An 18008-nucleotide genomic window follows, 5' to 3' on the forward strand; every position below is an offset into this window, starting at 1 on the left:
CAGCACACGATGACCTCACCGACCCCGCAGCCCTTCTGGACCCCGGACCCGGCCACCGCGGCCGGCAGCCGTGTCGCGGACTTCGGGCGCCGGTTCGCCCGCCATCGCGACGCCGCGGACACCGCCCACGACCACACCGACTACGCGGCCCTGCACCGCTGGTCCGTCACCGATCTCGAAGGCTTCTGGAGCGCGGTGTGGGAGTACTTCGAGATCGACGCGGCCACGTCCTACGAGCGGGTGCTGGCCGAGGAGACGATGCCCGGCGCCCGCTGGTTCACCGGCGCCACCCTCAACTACACCCAGCACGCCCTGCGGAACCTGCGCGCCGACCGGCCCGCGATCATCGCGCTGGACGAGACCGGTTCCGGCGAGGAGATGACCGGCGACCGGCTGCGCGCCCAGGTCGCCTCCGTCGCGGCCACCCTGCGCGAACTCGGCGTACGGAAGGGGGACCGGGTGGTCGGCTACCTGCCCAACACACCGCACGCCATCGTCGCCTTCCTCGCCGCCGCGAGCCTCGGCGCGGTGTGGTCGGTGTGCGGCCAGGACTACGCGCCGCGGGCCGCCGCCGACCGGTTCGCGCAGCTCGAGCCGACCGTGCTGGTGACGGCGGACGGCTACCTCTTCAACGGCACCACGCACGACCGCCGCGACGCGGCCCTCGAACTGGCCCGTTCCCTGCCGGGCCTGAAGGCCACGCTGCTGGTCGGACACGTGGGCCTGCCATGGCCGTCGTCGGGGCCGTATCCCGTACCGGTCGTCCCGTGGGAGGACGCGGCCACCCGCACCGAGGAACTGCACTGCACCCCGGTGCCGTTCGACCACCCGCTGTGGGTCCTGTTCTCCTCCGGCACCACCGGGCTGCCCAAGGGCATCGTCCACGGCCACGGCGGGGTGCTGCTGGAACATCTCAAGACCCTGGGTCTGCACTCGGACCTCGGCCCCGGCGACCGGCTGCTCTGGTACACCACCACCCACTGGATGATGTGGAACCTTGCCGTTTCCGCCCTGCTGACCGGCGCCGCGACCTGTACGTATGACGGCAGTCCGGCGCCGCACTCCAGGCCGGACATCCTCTGGGAGCTGGCGGCACGTCACCGCGTCACCCTCTTCGGCACCAGCCCTCAGTACCTGCTCGGCATGGCCAAGTTCGGCATCGAACCCGCCGCCGCGCGTGACCTGTCGGCCATCCGCGCCATGGGCTGCACCGGCTCCGCCCTGCCCGCCTCGGCCTACCCCTGGGTACGGGACCACGTCGGCGCGCACATCCAGCTCGCCTCCGCCAGCGGTGGCACCGATATCGCGTCCGGTTTCGCGGGCAGCGCGGGCACGACCCCGGTCTGGGCGGGGGAGCTGTCCGCACCGAACCTGGGTGTGGCACTGGCCGCGTACGACGGCGAGGGACGCCCGCTGGTGGACCAGGTCGGCGAGCTGGTCGTCACCCGGCCCATGCCGTCGATGCCGCTGTACTTCTGGAACGACCCCGACGGCACCCGCTACCGGGAGGCGTACTTCTCCACGTACCCGGGTGTGTGGCGGCACGGCGACTGGATCACGCTCACCTCGCACGGCTCGGTGATCGTGCACGGCCGCTCCGACTCCACCCTCAACCGCAACGGTGTACGGCTGGGCAGCGGCGATATCCACGACGTGGTGGAGCGACTCCCCGAGATCGCCGAGGCGTTGGTCATCGGCGCGGAGGAGCCTGACGGCGGGTACTGGATGCCGCTGTTCGTGGTTCTCGCCGACGGAGCCGTGCTCGACGATTCGCTGCGCGAGAGGATCCGTGAGGCGGTCCGCACCGGCGCGTCACCCCGCCATGTCCCCGATGAGATCCTCGCCGTCCCGGGCGTCCCGCACACCCGCACCGGCAAGAAGCTCGAAGTGCCGGTCAAACGGCTGCTCCAGGGCGCGCCCGTCGAGCAGGTCGTGAACCCCGGCGCGGTCGACAACCCCGGCCTGATCGACTACTTCGCCGCCTTGGGCGCCGAGCGCCGGGCGGCGCGGAGTGCCCCGGCGGGCGAGGCGAGCCGCGGGTAACCAACCGGGGGGCGCAAAAAAGGACGGTGCCGGGCGTCCCCTCCCGGCACCGTCCAGGGCCGTGTGCCGCTCAAGGCACGGCCCGTCCGGGGTCAGCCGACCTCCGCGGGCTCCTTCACGTCCTCTTCCGTCTGCTCCTGGCCGTGCTGGGGCGCGGCGGCCTTGCGGCCGGGCAGGACGGCCAGGACGATCAGGGCGCCGGCGGCCATGATGATGCCGCCGATGAGGCTGGTGTGCGCGACACTGTGGGCGAAGGACTCGTGTACCGCGTCCACCAGCGCCTGAGCCTTCTGGGGGCCGCCGCTCGGGCTCTTCGCGATCTGCTCGGCCACCGCGAGGCCACCGCCCACCGACTCCTTGGCGACGTCCATGGCGTTGTGCGGGAGCTGGTTGCCCACCAGGTCACTCAGCTTGTCCTGGTAGGACGTGCTGAGCAGCGAGCCCAGGAGGGCGATGCCGAGGGAGCCGCCGAGCTCCAGCGAGGTGTCGTTGGCGCCGCCGCCGACGCCCAGCTCCGACTCGGGGAACGAGCCCATGATCGTGTCGGTCGCCGGGGACACGCTCAAGCCGATCGCGAAGCCGAGCAGCAGCAGCGACGGCAGGAAGTCGGTGTAGTCCGAGCCCTTGCCGATCTGCGTGAGCAGGAACACGCCCACGGCGCCGATGACCATGCCGGGCACGACCATGGCCTTCACCCCGAGCTTCGGGGCCAGCTTCCCGGTGACCGCGGCACCGACGAACACGCCACCGGCCAGCGGCAGCAGGCGAACGCCGGTCTCCAGGGCGTCGTAGCCGAGGACGAACTGCAGGAACTGCGTGGCGTAGTAGATCGAGCCGAAGGTGCCGAAGAAGAAGAACAGCACCGCGAGCATGGAGCCGCCGAAGGCACGCAGCTTGAACTTGCGGACGTCCAGCATGGGGTGGGGGTGCTTGAGCTCCCACAGGGTGAAGGCCAGGAAGCCCACGCCCGCGACCACGGCCGCGGTGACCGGGCCGGTGCCCCAGCCGAAGTGCGGGCCCTCGATGATGGCGTAGACGAGCGAGCCGACGGAGACGATCGAGAGCAGACCGCCGATGTAGTCGATCCGGCCCATGCCCTTCGCCTTGGACGGCGGCACCAGGACGAGTGCGCCGATGACGCCGACGACCGCGATGGGCACGTTGATCAGGAAGGTGGAACCCCAGGCGTGGTCCCGCAGCAGCCAGCCGGCGACCACGGGGCCGACGGCGATGGCGAGGCCGGAGGTCGCGGTCCAGGCGGTGATGGCCCGTGCCCGCTCACGCTTCGGGAAGATCGCCACCAGCAGGGACAGGGTGGCCGGCATGACCACGGCGGCGCCCACGCCCATGATCGCCCGGGCGGTGATGACCAGGTTGGTCTCGTCGACCTGGCTGCCCATCACCGAACCGCCCGCGAAGATCAGCAGGCCCGTGACGAGGGCGCCGCGGCGGCTGTACTTGTCGCCTATCGCGCCGAGCACCAGCATCAGCGCGGCGTAGGGGACGGTGTAGCCGTCGACGACCCACTGCAGATCGCTGCTGCTGAGGTGCAGGTCCGTGGTCATGTCGGGCGCGGCGACGATCAGGGACGTGTTGGCCATGACCACGATCAGCAGGCTCAGGCACAACACGATCAGTGCCCACCAGCGCCGTGGGTATGGCCCGGTCATCTTCTCGACCGGTGTGTTCGCGACGAGCGGCATCGGAAGCTCCAAGGGGCGAAGCGGTCGGCTTCGGGGGGCGGCAGGAGCGGTGCGGGCTGCTGCCTTGGCACCGAGGACAGTTACTTGCCCATGGATGTGCAGACTAGTTTATTGCCCATCGGTGTGCAAATATTGCTTGCTCGCCGATGGGTAAGCAGGTAGGCCCCCGCGAAGCGGCCTGGTGAAGGAGGTGCCGCCGTGCCCAACCCACGAGTCCTGCCGGCCCCCGACAGGGCGTCTTCCGCACCAGCCTTCCGCCGCCCGTGCTCAGCCGCGCCGTCGAGGCGTACACTCTGGCGCTCCTCGAATGCGGGAACACCGGCACCTGGACCGACGACGGCACACGCACGGCCGCCGCCGCCCTCATCGTCGTGGGGATCGACGGCGACCTCGCCCGGTGCGGTGGTGGTCCGCATGCCGGAAGCGATCCCGGATCATGAGGAATGCCGCGTGTCAGAATGGACGTGCCGCTCCTGTCCGCCGTACCGCCCCCGAGGTTGTCCGTGACCAAGCCCGCTGCCCGCGTCCCGCAGCGACGCAACGCGCGCTCCAACCGGGCGCGCATCCTGGCCACGGCCCGCAAGGAACTCGGCCGGAACCCGGACATCACACTGGAGGAACTGGCGCGCGCCGCCGGTGTCGTACGGCGCACCCTCTTCGGTCACTTCCCCGGACGGGTCGCGCTGCTCGAGGCGCTGGCCGAGGAAGCCTCCGAGGCACTCCGGGACGCGGCGGTGGCCGGAGCGCAGTTCAAGGGCCCTGCCGAGCGGGCGCTCGCGCACTTCGCGTTGTCGATGTGGCCCGTAGGCGACCGCTACCGGATGCTCCTGGCGCTGGCCCGGCACGACCTGGGCGCGGAACGCGTCACCGAGATCATCAAGCCCGGGCGTGACGACGTCACGTCCATCCTGGAGCGTGGACAGCGGGACGGCGTCTTCCACACCCATCTGCCGCCCGCAGTGCTCAGTGCGGGCCTGGAAGCGCTCACGGTCGCTCTGCTGGAGCAGGTCAACACGGGGGCGCTGGAGGACGACGGCACCCGAAGCGCCGTTGCCATGCTCATCGCGGCCGGTGTGCCCGAGAAGCAGGCATGTGCCGTGGTCGAGGACGTCGCCGCCACGGTTACCGCGGAGGCCACCGCCGACTGAGCCGTCGCACGGCGACGTGGACGACGGGCCCGGTGCTGGGGGCAACGAGGTTCATGCCGGATCCGCCGGCCGGCCGGGGCCCACGCCGGTCGTGTCGCCGAGCAGCCGTTGCATGGAGGCGAGATCTTCGTCCGCCAGGTCGCGACGCACCCGTGGACCGCAGGCTCGCAGCAGACGGGAGAAGTCGGACGCGGCGTCGGTGATGCGTTCCGCCAGGGCGGCCCCTGACTGGGAGCCGAAATCGCTGGTGGCGGCGTAGACGGCACGGGGGGAGACGATCGCGTGCAGATAGGTGAGCATCGGGCGCAGCGCGTGTTCGAGAACCAGCGAGTGCCGCTCGGTTCCGCCGGTCGCGCCGATGAGGACGGGCAGGTCCGAGAGCGTCTGTTCCGGCAGTACGTCGAAGAAGGACTTGAACAGCCCGCTGAAAGAGGCGTTGAAGGCGGGTGTGACGGCGATGATGCCATCGGCGTCGGCGACCGTTCGGAAGGCGGATTCCAGTTCGTCCTTGGTGAATCCCGTCAGCATCGCGTCCATGATGAGGTGGCCCAGGGGACGGAGCTCCACGAATGACGCCTCGACCTGTTCGCCGTGTTCTTCGAGTTCCCTGGTCACAGCCGTCACCAGCCGGTCCGCGAGGAGTCGCGTCGAGGACGGCTCGCGCAGACCGCCGGTGATGATCGCCAATTTCATCGCGCTTCCGGACCTTCTTCGTCGTCGGACTGCGGCTTTTCGTCGCCCCTACGGGCGCGGAGCAGGGACGCGTGCGTCGGGGCCGGCGGGACGTCGGCCGGCCTGCCGACGGCGAATTCCTTGCGGAGCACCGGCACCACTTCCTCGCCGAGCAGATCGAGCTGTTCGAGCACCGTCTTGAGCGGGAGACCGGCGTGGTCGATGAGGAAGAGCTGGCGCTGGTAGTCGCCGGTGTAGTCGCGGAAACCCAGCGTTCGCTCGATGACCTGGGCCGGTGATCCGACCGTCAACGGCGTGAGCGTCGTGAAGTCCTCCAGCGAGGGGCCGTGTCCGTAGACCGGGGCATTGTCGAAGTACGGCCGGAACTCGTCGACCGCCTCCTGGCTGTTGCGACGCATGAAAACCTGCCCGCCCAAGCCGACGATGGCCTGTTCCGGGGTGCCGTGACCGTAGTGGGCGAAGCGCCGGCGGTACATCTGAACCATCGACTGCGTATGGGAGGTGGGCCAGAAGATGTGGTTGGCGAAGAATCCGTCCCCGAAATAGGCCGCCAGCTCCGCCACTTCGGGGGTGCGGATGGAGCCGTGCCAGACGAACGGTGGGACGTCGTCCAGTGGCCGTGGCACCAGAGTGAAGCCCTGCAGGGAGGAACGCAGCTCGCCCTCCCAGTCCACCACCTCCTCGCGCCAGAGGCGGCGCAGCAGGCCGTAATGCTCGACGGTCAGGGGGACGGCCTGGCGGATGTCCTGCCCGAACCACGGGTAGACGGGCCCGGTGTTTCCTCGTCCCAGCATGACGTCCGTACGACCGCCGGACAGGTGCTGGAGCACGCTGAAGTCCTCGGCAATCTTGACCGGGTCGTTGGTCGTGATCAGCGTGGTCGAGGTCGACAGGATGATGCGCTCGGTCTGCCCGGCGATATAGCCGAGCAGCGTCGTGGGGGAGGAGGGTACGAAGGGTGGGTTGTGGTGCTCGCCGGTGGCGAAGACGTCGAGTCCGACCTCCTCGGCCTTGCGCGCGATCGCGACGGTGGCCTGGATGCGCTCCGCCTCGGTGGGGGCTGTCCCTGTCGTGGGGTCGGTCGTGACGTCACCGACCGTGAAGATGCCGAATTGCATCCCCAGCGCTTCGGACGAGTCCATGCGGAACTCCCTCCGGATCTACTGTCCGGGTTGTTCGTAATTCTCCCAGTCTTGCGACCGCCATGCAAAAACGTGTGTCTGCTGGGGAGGGGCGGATCTCGGTCGTCATCGAGCTGCCGCGCCGCGGCCGCGTGGCTAGCATTGGCCACGTGGTGTGTCCGGTATAGGGCGATCGTCCGGTGCTGCGATGAGAGGGAGGAAGCGACGATGGCCAGCGATCTGAAACCCGTGCCCGACCGCGTGTCCTGCGCGTCGCTGGTCGACGCCATGGGCCGGGTCCACGGTCACCGGGCGCATATCGTCGGCCTCGTCAGCCCCGCGCCACGAAAGCTGTTCGGCCCGGCCGCCACGATTGCCTATGTGCCCTACCGCGACGACGTCCCGCACGCCGAGTTCGGCGATCTCTTCGGCCAGGCGGTAGGCGACCGTCCGGCGGGCACCGTGCTGGTGCTTTCCAGCGGAGGCTATCCCGACGTATCCCACGGCGGTGGAACGAAGCTCTCCAGGCTCGAACACACCCATGCCGCTGGAGTCCTGGCAGACGGGCGGCTGCGCGACTTCGACCAACTGGGCGCCTACGGCTTCGCGACCTGGTGCCGGGGGGAGGCGACTCGCTGGGGTGGCGATATCGCCATGCCCTATGCCGTCAACGTCGCCGTGGAAGTGGGCGGCGTATGCGTGGTCCCCGGGGACTACGTTTACGCCGACGCCAGCGGCGCGGTCGTGATCCCGGGCGGAAGCCTGCGGCGGGTGATCGACGAAGCGCTGAAGGTCGAGGCCGAGGATGCCCGCGCCGCGGAGGAGATCCTCGGCGAGTACCGGGCGCGCTCGTGAGGCACCGATTCTCGTCGGAGGCCGGGCCGGTCGGCGGCCCTCTCGGAGAGATCCTCGGCAACCTCAGCGGTAGTCGGGGTTCGGGTAGTCGAAACGGCAGCCCGCTTCCCACTCGGAGCGCTGGTTGCCGTGGGCGGGGATGCCGTCGGCACGCTTGAGCATGGCCCCCAGATGCATCAGGTTCCAGGTCATGAAGGTGGTGTTGCGGTTGGTGAAGTCGTTCTCCGGGCCGCCCGAGTCCGGGTCCAGGTACGACGGTCCCGGTCCCGCCGCGCCGATCCAGCCCGCGTCGGCCTGGGGCGGGATGGTGTAGCCGAGGTGCTGGAGGCTGTAGAGGACGTTCATCGCGCAGTGCTTCACACCGTCCTCGTTACCGGTGATCAGACAGCCGCCGATGCGTCCGTAATAGGCGTACTGGCCCTTGTCGTTGAGCAGACTCGAGCAGGCGTAGAGACGTTCGATCACGCGCTTGGTCACCGAGCTGTTGTCGCCGAGCCAGATCGGCCCCGCCAGCACCAGGATGTTCGCCGCCATCACCCGACCGTACAGCGTCGGCCAGGCGTCGGTGGCGAAGCCGTGTTCGGTCATGTCCGGGTAGATGCCCGTCGCGATGTCGTGGTCGACAGCCCGGAACTCGTCCGTGGTGACCCCGTGCGCATCCATGATCGCGCGACTCCGGTCGATCAGCCCCTGGGTGTTGCTCTGCTGCGGAGACGGCTTGAGCGTGCAGTTGATGTACAGGGCGGTCAGGTCGTCGAAGCGGTACGTGTCATCGGTCGGGGTGGCGGTGGATGGCGACGCTGCCATGGGGGCTCCTCATACGGGACTGGTGACCCGGCGGGCCGGGCCAGGCTCAGCAGCATCTCGCGAAGATCGCCGTTTGTCCCTTTACGACTCATTTCACGCGTGTTTATACACTTCAGCAGGCCAAGGTGCGGATCGACGCGAGGGATGGCCCGGGCGCTGTCCGTCCACCTTCCTCGCTCCAACAACTCCCGTACGGTATTTGGGAGTTGACAGGCGCAGGCAGGGCGACTCCACCGGCCGGCGAGGTCGACGTGCCGGACGTACCCCGTACCCCGGAACGGCTACATGCTCACGCGAGCGTTGAGGAGCACGCCATGACGACGACAGCGACCGTGGACTTCTGGTTCGACCCCGCCTGCCCCTACACCTGGCTGACCTCGCGGTGGGTGGTGGAGGCGGCCAAGGTACGGCCCCTGGACGTGCGCTGGCGTGTCATGAGCTTGGCGGTGCTCAACGAGGGCCGTGACGACGATCCCGAAGGGGACCCCGAGGGCTACCTGTGGGTGCCCGTACGCATCTGCGCCGCCGTCCTGCGGCAGTACGGTCAGGAAGGGCTGGGTGCGTTCTACGCCGCCCTCTGGGCCGACCGCGGTGACGGCGGCGCCAAGCAGTGGATGAACGATCCCGGGGTGGCGCTGGCCGACGCCGGGCTGCCTCCGGAGCTTGCCGAGGCCGGGTCCTGCGGCGACTACGACGGCGCGGTGCGCGCTTCCCACGCCGAGGCCATCGCTCTCCTCGGCCCTCATGTCGGCACTCCGGTCGTCGCCGCCCCGGACCCGGGCGGTGACGCCGACGCGCGGATCGCCTTCTTCGGGCCGGTGCTGTCCCGGGTCCCACGGGGCGAGGAGGCCGGCCGGCTCTGGGACGCCACCTTGGTGGTCGCGGGCGCCCCTGGCTTCCATGAACTCAAGGGCGCACCGGCCGATCCGTCCCCTGACGTGAGCGGCTGGGCCGGTCGGCCGTGAGTCGGCGGGGCGCATCCTCAGCCCCTCCTCATCGCACCCGCAGGGGGATCGGCGCCATGGTTGCCAACGGCGTCGCCGAACCGATGAGTTCTGTCGGTCCGGCCGGTCTGCACTCTCGACACGTCGACCACGCGACGACACGTTGACCACGCGACATCGACCGGCAAGGAGCAGTGACCGTGCGGAAGATCATCGAGCAGGCGGTAATCACCCTGGACGGCCAGATCAGCACGCCCCAGAACTGGCTCCCCACGCGGTGGGCCGGCGAGTTCGAGCAGCTCTCCAGGGACCTGCTCTTCTCCGTCGACGCGCTCCTCTACGGGCGGGTCAGTTACGAGAACCACGCCGAGGTGTGGCCGACCATGGAGGAGGCGTTCGGTGACTACGCGGTCCGGATGAACACCATCCCCAAGCACGTGGCGTCGCGCACCCTCACCGAGGTGAAGTGGAACGCCACCTTGCTCGGGGACGACGTCGTCGACGCCGTACGCAAGCTGAAGGAACAGCCGGGCGGCGACATCCTCAAGATCGGCACCGGCGGCTCGTTCAGCCGGACACTGCTCGAGCACGGGCTGGTCGACGAGTATCTGTTCTGGCTGTTCCCGGTCATCGCCGGCAGCGGCGAACGGCTCTACGACGGGATCGACACCACGGACTTCGACCTGGTCGACGTCAAGCGGCTCACCAACGGCGTCCTCGGCCTCACCTACGTTCCGAACGCCCGCTGACACCACCGTGCCCTGCCGCGCGACGGCACCAGTGTCCTGTGGACGGAAGAGAGGCCATGACCACGGCGGCGATCGCCAAAGCGGCCGTCAGCGGACCGAAGACGTAAGCGATGAGTTCGACGTCCGGTGGCCCTCCCACCACCTGGTATTGCACGCTGGCGCTCACACTGTGCAGAGCCGCCACGCCACCGGCTGTCGCGATCATCCGGCGACCGGCCATCTTGTGCTGGAACAGCAGCAGCGCACCCGTGGCGAGCACCACCAGTTCCACGATGCCCACCACCATATTCACCACGATCAACCCGGTTGGCGCAGAGTGATCTTGGACGTAGTCGATGGTCTTGGAGACCATGAACAGGAGCCCTGGAAGGCACAGCAGCGCCAGCGCGATCGCGGCAGTCGCGGTCTTGCGCGCCTTGGACGTGGGATCCACCGGCGGGAGCGACGTCGTGCCGGGCAGCGTCGGAGGCAGGGTGGGCCCGCCTCCTGGTGGCGTGTGCCCTGGTGCGTGGTCGAGTTGCCGCAGGGCCTGGGCGAGGTCGGCCGCGTTCCCGTACCGCTGGTCGGGATCCTTGTGCAGCAGAGCCAGCACCAGGTCGTCCCAGGCGGGTGGGATGCCCGAGAACACCGAGCTGGGCGTGGGCGGTTCCTGGGTGAGGTGGGCCGAGAGGTAGCCCACGGTGTCGGGAGCCTGGAACGGCAGCCGTCCCGTGATCAGCTCGAAGAGCAGGCAGCCGAGCGCGTACAGGTCGCTGCGCGGTTCCGGGAAACCGCGGGCCTGTTCAGGGGCCATGTACGGGGGCGTGCCCACGATGAAGCCGGTCCGGGTGAGACGGTCCGCGGTCGCGTACGGGTCGGCACCGCGCGCGACGCCGAAGTCGAGGACCTTCACGATGCCGGAAGGCGTGATGAGGATGTTGGACGGTTTGACGTCCCGGTGCAGGACTCCGGCATCGTGGGCCTCCGCCAGCGCATCACATATCTGCGCGCCCCACCGAGCCGCGTCCCGCGGGCTGACGACGCCTCGGCGCAGCATCGCGTCCAGACCCTCGCCCCGGACCAGCTCCATCACCAGGAACGGGGCCTTGTCGCCCTCGGCGCCGGTCTCGCCCAGGTCGTGGATGGTCACGATGTTGGGGTGCTGGAGCCGGGCGGTGATCCGGGCCTCGCGCAGGAACCTGGCGCGGGCCTCGTCGCCGTGGCTACCGCCACCGGCCAGCAGCGAGATCACCTTGACGGCGACGCGTCGCCCCAGCGACTCGTCCTGCGCCTCCCACACCTGCCCCATACCGCCCTCGCCGAGCTGCCGCACCATCCGGTAACGGCCCCCCAGTAGCTCATCCCGCACAGCCACGCCTCCCCGTTTCGACCACTTCAGCCCTGCCACCGGCGAACCGGTGCATCGGGATCATCGCGCAACCACGCGGATGCCGCCTAGAGGGACCGCGAGAGGTTGGGCGATCTCCCGCGGGCGCTGTACGCGAACGACCCGACGCAGACGCCGTCGCACACCTCGCCCTTGGCGGCGCTCTCTCCCGATCGTGGCGGCGTACCGTGGCAGCGTGGCAAACGAAGACCTCGGGCGGACCCTGCGCCGCTTGCGCCGTCTGGCCTCCCTGACGCAAGAAGAACTGGCCGAGCGCTCCGGCGTGTCCGTCGATGTGATCCGTCAACTCGAACAGGGGCGGAAACACTCGGCACCTCTCCCCACGTTGCACGCGTTGGCGAACGGTCTCGGTGTGGAGCTGACCACGCTTCTGGGCGACCCGCCTGCCGTCTCCTCCACAGGCGAGAACGACGGACCCCGCTTCGTAGCGGTGCGCCGCGCCATCATGCCCCCGCTCTGGGGACCGGAGCCGGAACCACCAGGGCCCGGCTTCTCGTCGGACCGTCTGTGCGAGCAGATCGCGGACGGCTGGACGCAGTACCATTCCGCCGAGTTCGACACGGTGATGAAGGTCCTGCCGGACTTGATCTCGGATGCGCGCACCGCCACGGCCTCGTCCAACGACGACGACCGCAGGGCGGGATTCGCGGCGCTGGGCAAAGCGCTTCAGCTTGCCGGACACGTCGCCGTGCGGATGGGCAAGACCGATCTCGCCCTCATCAGCCTGGAGCGCGCGATAGAGGCTGCGGGGCAGTCCTCCGATCCGCTGCTTCCGCCGATGATCGTCAACTCCACGGCATGGACCTACCAGCGGCAAGGTCGCCTGGACGACGCGTTGAGCATCGCCCTCCGTGTCGCCGACGACATGACGAACGCGGGCCGTACCGACACGGCCGACGGCCTGAAGGTGTGGGGCGCGCTGACCATGAGCGCCGCCACGTCGGCCGCGCGAAGCGGTGACTATGAGCGCGCGGCGGCGATGATGGAGACGGCGGAGAAGGAAGCCGCCCGGGTCTCGAAGCTGCCCGACGGCGGCGACAACCGTATGGTCAGCGTCTTCAGCCTGTCGTCGGTCCGCATCGAACGGGTCAGGCTCGCAGTCCAGTACGGGCACCCGCAGGACGCCTTGGCACTGGCCAAGGGGATGCGGCTGAGCAAGGACACCCCGCCGTCTTGGCGGACGTGGCTGCTGCTGGACGTGGCCCGAGCCCACACGGACATCGGCGACGCGGCCGGGGCGGTGAAGACCCTGGAGTCCCTGCGCCGGGTGGCGCCGACGTGGATGCAGCACCACACCTTGGCCGTGGCCATCGTGCGCGACCTGTGGGCACTCCCCAACCACCCCACCGGGCTACGGCCGTTGGCGGAGTTCCTGGGGATCAGCGAATAGCGTGGTGAAAGTGGGACGTTGCGCCCCTGTCAGCGTTCCTGGCATGTCGCTTACATAAGCGGACAGCGCCCCGGCGGCCGTGCGACCAGCCCGGGGGTTGGCCGATCCGAGGAAGCAGACCGACATGCCGCAACCTACAACGCGTGCCCGCCCGACCGGGCGTCCCGGGTACAGCGAGACTCTGCCGCGCGAGCCCGAGAGCGCCGCCACCGCCCGGCGCCTGGTGCGCGTCGGCTTATCCGCCTGGGGCCTGGACGACTTGGCCGAGGACGGAACCCTGATCATCTCCGAGTTGGTGACCAACGCCGTCCGGCATGCGCGGAGAGAAACCATCCGGGTCGTCATCGACCGCCCCGGGACGGCACGCGTGCGGATCGGCGTCGTGGACTTCTCGAAGGTGCGCCCTGTGCGCAGGGAGCCGAACATCGGAGACGAGAACGGGCGCGGCTTGGCACTCGTGGGGACGCTGGCGAGGGACTGGGGCACCGAGCCGTTGCCGTGGGGCAAGCGGGTATGGGCAGAACTGGGCGGGGAGCTACGAGGATGAGTACGCGCGCAGTGATCCGGCACGAGACGTGGAGCCTGCAGCCCGACCGTGAGCCGGACGCCGAGCCGACGACGTACGCGATGGAGTGCGCGGTCTGCGGGGAGAGGCGTCGGAAGCCTCCGAGGACTTCGCCGACGGGCAGTTCTGGGTCCTGAAGCACTGCGGCAAGAACCCGTGCCACCACACCTTCCGGGAGCGGATCACCCGTCCGTGGCGCACGTGGGGCGGGACCGGGATGCCGGGGCGTCACGGCCGGCCGGGCCCGCGGTCGGCGGGGGGCGGCACGCGCAGGAGCTTGGCGAGCCGGGGCACGTTGGTGAAGCGACCGGTGTGGGAGGTGGCGGCGACCGAGCCAAGGTACGGGCCGAGTGCCTCGCGGCGTGGGCCCAGCCGAGGGAGGCGCTGGTGGCCGGGCGTCGCCCCGACCGGCCGGTACCGACGATGGCCGGTACCGCCGCGATCGGGGCGGTGGTGCGTCTTCCGGCCACCGCTCATCGAGGAGGGCCGGGACCTGTCCTCGATGAGCGGCGGGCCGGCCGACATCAGCTACCGTCTGCTGCCGGTCCGACGGCCCGGCCTCACTTCAGATGCCGGGTGAAGAACTGGGCCGCGGCGTCTCCCGCGAACTGCGGGACGCCGGTGTGCCCGCCCATGTTGGCGTGCAGGGACTTCTCCTTGGAGCTGAAGGCGTCGAACAGGTCCAGGGCCGCCTGCCGGTCGTTCCCTTCGTCGTCCCACTGCAGCAGGACGTGCAGTGGAATAGTGACCTGCCGAGCCTCCCCGAACATGGCGCGAGGCACGAAACTCCCGGCAAAGAGACCGGCGGCCACGATGCGCGGCTCGACTACCGCCAGCCGGATGCCGATGGAGATCACTCCCCCCGAGTACCCGACCGGGCCGCCGATCTCGGGCAGCGAAAGGAGGGCGTCCAGGGTGGCCTGCCATTCCGGGACTGCCTTTTCGACCAGCGGGAGGATGAGGGCGTCGACGATCTCGTCGCTGACCGGCTCACCGGCGTCCATCGCCCGGCGCAGGTCGGCGCGGGCCTGCTCGACGGCGGGCCAACGGGGCCGGTCGCCGCTTCCGGGGAGCTCGATGGTGGCCGTGGCGAAGCCCTCCGCCGCGGAGTGCCGGGCCCGGTCCACCAGTCGGGGGTACATCTTGCGCAGTCCGAGGGGAGGGTGGCCGAGCAGGATCAGCGGCACCGGTGCGGATGCGGATGCGGGTGTCCACAGGATGCCGGGGATCTCGCCCAGGGTGAATGCGCGCTCGAGGACGCCGTCGTCGAGGCGCTGTTCGGAAGTGAATCGCATGGTCGTGCCTTTCGGGAGGGCTCGTGAACGGCGCTCCCGGACGACCTATCGCCCGACCGTGACCCCGGAGGGGAGCACCCATGTCGATACTGCGTTCACGGGTACCACCTCCTCGTTCTCTCGCACGGCCGCCAGAAAAGTAGCAGTGGTCGCCGTGGGCCGCCAACGGGTTTTTGCCAAACCCGCCCGGCCCCCGGCGGTGCCGCTGGGCGGTGCCGGGCGCCGGGGGCATCCGCGGCCGGCCCGGCCGCTCTCGTGGTGCGGCGGGCCGGTGCGGGTGCCACCCGGCGCAGCGGGGTTCAGGCGGATGTGGTGGTCGAGGCCGTGTCGGTGCGGGGCTGCCGGCCGGTCGTCGTGTCCGGGGCCGGGGGCTCGTCACCCCGTTCCTCGGGGAGCTTCAGCAGGAGCGTCAGCACGAAGGCGACCAGGTAGAGGGCGAGGAAGATCAGGGTGACTCCGCCGGCGCCCACGAGGGGGAAGAAGAGGCTGGCGAGTGCCGGGCCGACGAAGGCCGCGCCGCCCGCGCCCAGATTGAGCAGGGCCATGGAACCGCCCTTGTTCTCCGGCGCCATCGACGGGATGAGCGCCGAGATGGGGACGAATCCCGCGAGGGTCGCCCCGTAGAACATCCCCGCGAGCACCGCGACCCAGTAGTAGTCCGCGCCGAGCCAGGTCGGTACGAAGTACAGCGTGGTGACGCTGATCGCGCAGCCCAGCGCGCCGAAGCCCGCGATGGTCGTGCGCCAGCCGATGCGGTCGGAGAGGACGCCGAAGATGAGGTTGAAGAAGATGTTGGTGCCGTAGATGATCGCCAGCAGCTGGAGCCACTTGTCCTCGCCGAAGCCGATGTCGTCGGAGAAGATCCGCGGCAGGTACACCAGCATGCCGAACTCCGGCGCCGTGTTGATGACCCGGACCAGGCAGCCCACCAGCACGCGCGGATGGGTCCAGATGATGGAGACGGAGTTGAGCAGGCTCTGGCCGGTGGTGACCTCCGGCGGTGCCATCCGGTCACCGCCGGGCCTCCTGCGGGCGCCGACCAGGGCGATGGCGCCGCCGAGGAGGATGAGGGCGAGTGCCGACCACAGCGTGCCCAGGCGGCCGAACGAGGGGATCGTCAGGCTCGACCACAGCGAGCCGAGGGTGGGCAGGCCGCCGGTGAAGGCGAAGTAGAACCATCCCACCGCGGTGCCCAGCCGCGCCTTCGGTGCCGTGTTGGTGATCCATACCAGGAAGCCGAACGCGAAGAGCGGGTAGCCGAAGCCCCGGATGCCGTAGAAGAGCAACATCAGCGGGTAGTTCTCGGTGCCCAGCGCGAAGAGCAGGTACGCGGCGTCGAAGACGGCCCAGATCACCAGGCCCGTCCACATCACCCGGCGCGGCCCCCACACCTGGCAGAGCGCACCGGAGAACCACGACGCCAGCATGACGGCGATGCCGTACACCGTGATGACGTACCCGGCCCGTACGTCCGTCGCCGCGCCGTGGTCGGCCATGTACGGGGCGATGAACCCGGCTTCGACACCATCGCCGATCATGAACAGGAGTACGCCCAGATAGCCCAGGATCAAGGGTTTCGGCATCGCTCGACCTCCACTCTGCGGTGATGTAAGGAGTACGACCGCAGATACTCAAGCGCGCCGAGAGAAATATCAAGAGTCTTGGTAAAGATAACGGGATCGAGTGGTAACTACTCCGTCTCGATGACCCGCACATCCGTCAGCTCCCGCATCTCCCGCACCAGCTCCTCGTCCACCGGACCGGTCAGCAGAACATGGTCGAAGGAGTCCACGCCCTCCAGCTGGTGCAGCGCGCGACGGCCCACCTTGCTGTGGTCCATGAGCAGCACGCTCGTCGCGCCCGCCTGCCGGGTCGCCCGCTTGATGCTGACGATCTCCTGCTCCTGGTGGAACGTCATGCCCGCGGTCATCGCGGAGGTGGAGAGCACGCTCAGATCGACGGAGATGCCGCCGATCATGTCCATCGCCGGCAGGCCGATCCATGAGTCATGGGTGCGCGAGTACTCGCCGCCCACACAGATCAGCCGGATGCCCTCGGCGCCCCGCAGCTCCTCGGTGATCAGACGGTAGTTGGTCACCACGGTCAGCGGCCCCACCTCGGGCAACAGCCGCGCCAGAGCCAGCGCCGAGGTCGAGTCGTCCAGCATCACCGACATCCCCGGGGCCACGAACGGCAGGGCGGCGCGGGCCAGTGCCCGCTTCTCGTCGGCGTGCGCGTGCAGCCGGAAGTCGGAACTGGACTCGAAGACCATCGACGGCTGCGCGGAGACGCCGCCGTGGTACTTGCGCAGGATGCCGCGGTCCGCCAGCTCGGCGATGTCCCGGTGGACCGTCATCAGGCTGACGCCGGTCAGCTCGACCAGTTCGGCGACGGTGGCGTCCCCCCGGGCCAGAACGTGGTCGACGATCACTTGGTGCCGCTGCTGCCGCGCGCCGCGCGACGACGGGGGAGTAGTCATGCCCCCATCCTGCCGTGTTCATTTCTCACATAGAACCAGTGACAACTCACGCGGCCAATGTTAATTTCGCTGTGCCGGACACCGCCGGGTGCAACGGACACCTCCCGGTGCAACGGCACAGCCAGAGATCATCAGCCAGGAGATCAGGGGTACGCATGGCCGACGCAGTGGTCTTCGACATGGACGGCGTACTGGTGGAGAGCGAGCATCTGTGGGAAGAGCTGTGGGCCGCGTACGCCGCCGCACGCGGCCGTGCGTGGGGCCCGGATCAAACGCGCGACGTCCAGGGGATGAGCGCCCCCGAGTGGGCCGCCTACCTCACCCGGTTCTGCGGGGCGGGTGACTCCGCGGAAAGCACCGAGGAGGTCGTGGTCGACGGCATGGTCCAGGCGCTGGCAGACGGCCGCATCGGCCTGCTGCCCGGAGCGCGAGAGATGATCACCGCCACCGCCGAGCTCGCACCCGTCGCGCTCGCCTCCTCCGCGCCGCGCCGGGTGATCGACGCCGTCCTCGCCCACCATGGTGTCGACCACCACTTCAAGGCGACCGTCTCCAGCGCCGAGGTGGAGCGCGGAAAGCCGAGCCCGGACGTCTATCTGGCCGCCGCCCGCGCCCTCGGAGTGGCCCCGGAGCGCTGTCTGGCGGTGGAGGACTCCAGCAACGGACTGCGCGCCGCCGCGGCCGCCGGGATGACCGTGGTGGCCATCCCCAATCCGCAGTACCCACCCGCCGACGACGCCCTCGCGGCCGCCGCCTACCGTTCTGCGGACCACCATGCCGTACGTGACTTCCTGCTCAGCAGGCTCGACACCCGAGGGGAGTGACCCGA

17 protein-coding genes and 1 pseudogene are annotated in these 18008 nt (G+C 69.5%); 10 read left to right on the forward strand and 8 right to left on the reverse strand.

What is annotated here, in order from left to right; translation table 11 throughout:
* Positions 1-9: 9 nt before the first annotated feature.
* Positions 10-2043, forward strand: a complete 2034-nt coding sequence (locus J5X86_RS14475; RefSeq protein ID WP_208517170.1) for an acetoacetate--CoA ligase — start codon at positions 10-12, stop codon at positions 2041-2043.
* A gap of 92 nt (positions 2044-2135) precedes the next feature.
* On the opposite strand, the gene J5X86_RS14480 is transcribed toward J5X86_RS14475, so the two are convergent.
* Positions 2136-3746, reverse strand: coding sequence for an MFS transporter (locus J5X86_RS14480; protein WP_208517171.1), 1611 nt, complete (start codon positions 3744-3746; stop codon positions 2136-2138).
* 263 nt (positions 3747-4009) lie between these two features.
* On the opposite strand from J5X86_RS14480, the gene J5X86_RS14485 reads away from it, so the two are divergent.
* Both J5X86_RS14485 and J5X86_RS14490 read left to right on the forward strand, forming a co-directional pair.
* The gene (locus J5X86_RS14485) at positions 4010-4186 is read left to right on the forward strand and encodes a hypothetical protein (RefSeq protein WP_208517172.1); all 177 of its coding nucleotides are present in this window, start codon (positions 4010-4012) and stop codon (positions 4184-4186) included.
* Between the two features lie 63 nt (positions 4187-4249).
* Positions 4250-4894 carry a TetR/AcrR family transcriptional regulator gene (locus J5X86_RS14490; protein WP_208517173.1) on the forward strand — a complete coding sequence of 215 codons (645 nt, stop codon included), beginning with the start codon at positions 4250-4252 and terminating at the stop codon, positions 4892-4894.
* Between the two features lie 51 nt (positions 4895-4945).
* Here the strand turns inward: J5X86_RS14490 and J5X86_RS14495 are convergent, their stop codons facing one another.
* Entirely contained in the window at positions 4946-5587 is a 642-nt protein-coding gene (locus J5X86_RS14495) for a CE1759 family FMN reductase (protein WP_208517174.1), read from the reverse strand.
* Entirely contained in the window at positions 5584-6705 is a 1122-nt protein-coding gene (locus J5X86_RS14500) for an LLM class flavin-dependent oxidoreductase (RefSeq protein WP_208517512.1), read from the reverse strand. The genes J5X86_RS14495 and J5X86_RS14500 overlap by 4 nt, the downstream gene beginning before the upstream one ends.
* Before the next feature lie 231 nt (positions 6706-6936).
* Here J5X86_RS14500 and J5X86_RS14505 point away from each other — a divergent pair, with 231 nt between their 5' ends.
* The gene (locus tag J5X86_RS14505; RefSeq protein WP_208517175.1) at positions 6937-7563 is read left to right on the forward strand and encodes an RraA family protein; all 627 of its coding nucleotides are present in this window, start codon (positions 6937-6939) and stop codon (positions 7561-7563) included.
* Between the two features lie 63 nt (positions 7564-7626).
* Here J5X86_RS14505 and J5X86_RS14510 read toward each other — a convergent pair whose 3' ends face one another.
* Positions 7627-8370, reverse strand: coding sequence for a flavodoxin family protein (locus J5X86_RS14510; protein WP_208517176.1), 744 nt, complete (start codon positions 8368-8370; stop codon positions 7627-7629).
* Between the two features lie 314 nt (positions 8371-8684).
* Between J5X86_RS14510 and J5X86_RS14515 the strand changes: the two genes are divergently transcribed.
* Positions 8685-9335 carry a disulfide bond formation protein DsbA gene (locus J5X86_RS14515; RefSeq protein ID WP_208517177.1) on the forward strand — a complete coding sequence of 217 codons (651 nt, stop codon included), beginning with the start codon at positions 8685-8687 and terminating at the stop codon, positions 9333-9335.
* Positions 9336-9514: 179 nt separating this feature from the next.
* The gene (locus J5X86_RS14520; protein ID WP_208517178.1) at positions 9515-10063 is read left to right on the forward strand and encodes a dihydrofolate reductase family protein; all 549 of its coding nucleotides are present in this window, start codon (positions 9515-9517) and stop codon (positions 10061-10063) included.
* Here J5X86_RS14520 and J5X86_RS14525 read toward each other — a convergent pair.
* On the reverse strand, positions 10038-11417 hold the full coding sequence (locus tag J5X86_RS14525) for a serine/threonine-protein kinase (RefSeq protein WP_208517179.1): 1380 nt from the start codon (positions 11415-11417) through the stop codon (positions 10038-10040). The genes J5X86_RS14520 and J5X86_RS14525 overlap by 26 nt on opposite strands.
* Positions 11418-11625: 208 nt before the next feature.
* Here J5X86_RS14525 and J5X86_RS14530 point away from each other — a divergent pair, with 208 nt between their 5' ends.
* The 3 genes and pseudogenes from J5X86_RS14530 to J5X86_RS52860 all read left to right on the forward strand — a co-directional run.
* Complete coding sequence (locus J5X86_RS14530; protein ID WP_208517180.1) at positions 11626-12840, forward strand: helix-turn-helix domain-containing protein; 1215 nt, start codon at positions 11626-11628, stop codon at positions 12838-12840.
* Positions 12841-12964: 124 nt separating this feature from the next.
* Positions 12965-13387 (forward strand): ATP-binding protein, encoded by a 423-nt coding sequence (locus tag J5X86_RS14535; RefSeq protein ID WP_208517181.1) that lies wholly within the window; start codon positions 12965-12967, stop codon positions 13385-13387.
* Positions 13384-13619 (forward strand): annotated as a pseudogene (locus J5X86_RS52860) (hypothetical protein); the annotation flags it as partial. The gene J5X86_RS14535 and the pseudogene J5X86_RS52860, both read left to right, overlap by 4 nt.
* A gap of 346 nt (positions 13620-13965) precedes the next feature.
* On the opposite strand, the gene J5X86_RS14540 reads toward J5X86_RS52860, so the two are convergent.
* The 3 genes from J5X86_RS14540 to J5X86_RS14550 form a co-directional block, all read right to left on the reverse strand.
* Complete coding sequence (locus J5X86_RS14540) at positions 13966-14700, reverse strand: alpha/beta hydrolase (RefSeq protein WP_208517182.1); 735 nt, start codon at positions 14698-14700, stop codon at positions 13966-13968.
* Between the two features lie 299 nt (positions 14701-14999).
* Positions 15000-16283 (reverse strand): MFS transporter, encoded by a 1284-nt coding sequence (locus tag J5X86_RS14545; protein ID WP_208517183.1) that lies wholly within the window; start codon positions 16281-16283, stop codon positions 15000-15002.
* A gap of 107 nt (positions 16284-16390) precedes the next feature.
* Positions 16391-17179 carry a DeoR/GlpR family DNA-binding transcription regulator gene (locus J5X86_RS14550; RefSeq protein ID WP_078645208.1) on the reverse strand — a complete coding sequence of 263 codons (789 nt, stop codon included), beginning with the start codon at positions 17177-17179 and terminating at the stop codon, positions 16391-16393.
* Between the two features lie 155 nt (positions 17180-17334).
* Between J5X86_RS14550 and J5X86_RS14555 the strand changes: the two genes are divergently transcribed.
* Positions 17335-18003 carry an HAD family phosphatase gene (locus J5X86_RS14555; RefSeq protein ID WP_208517184.1) on the forward strand — a complete coding sequence of 223 codons (669 nt, stop codon included), beginning with the start codon at positions 17335-17337 and terminating at the stop codon, positions 18001-18003.
* The last annotated feature ends 5 nt before the right edge of the window (positions 18004-18008 follow it).

It is taken from the genome of Streptomyces sp. NEAU-YJ-81 (genome assembly GCF_017592595.1).
In the GTDB taxonomy this organism is placed as follows: Bacteria; Actinomycetota; Actinomycetes; order Streptomycetales; family Streptomycetaceae; genus Streptomyces; species Streptomyces hygroscopicus_B.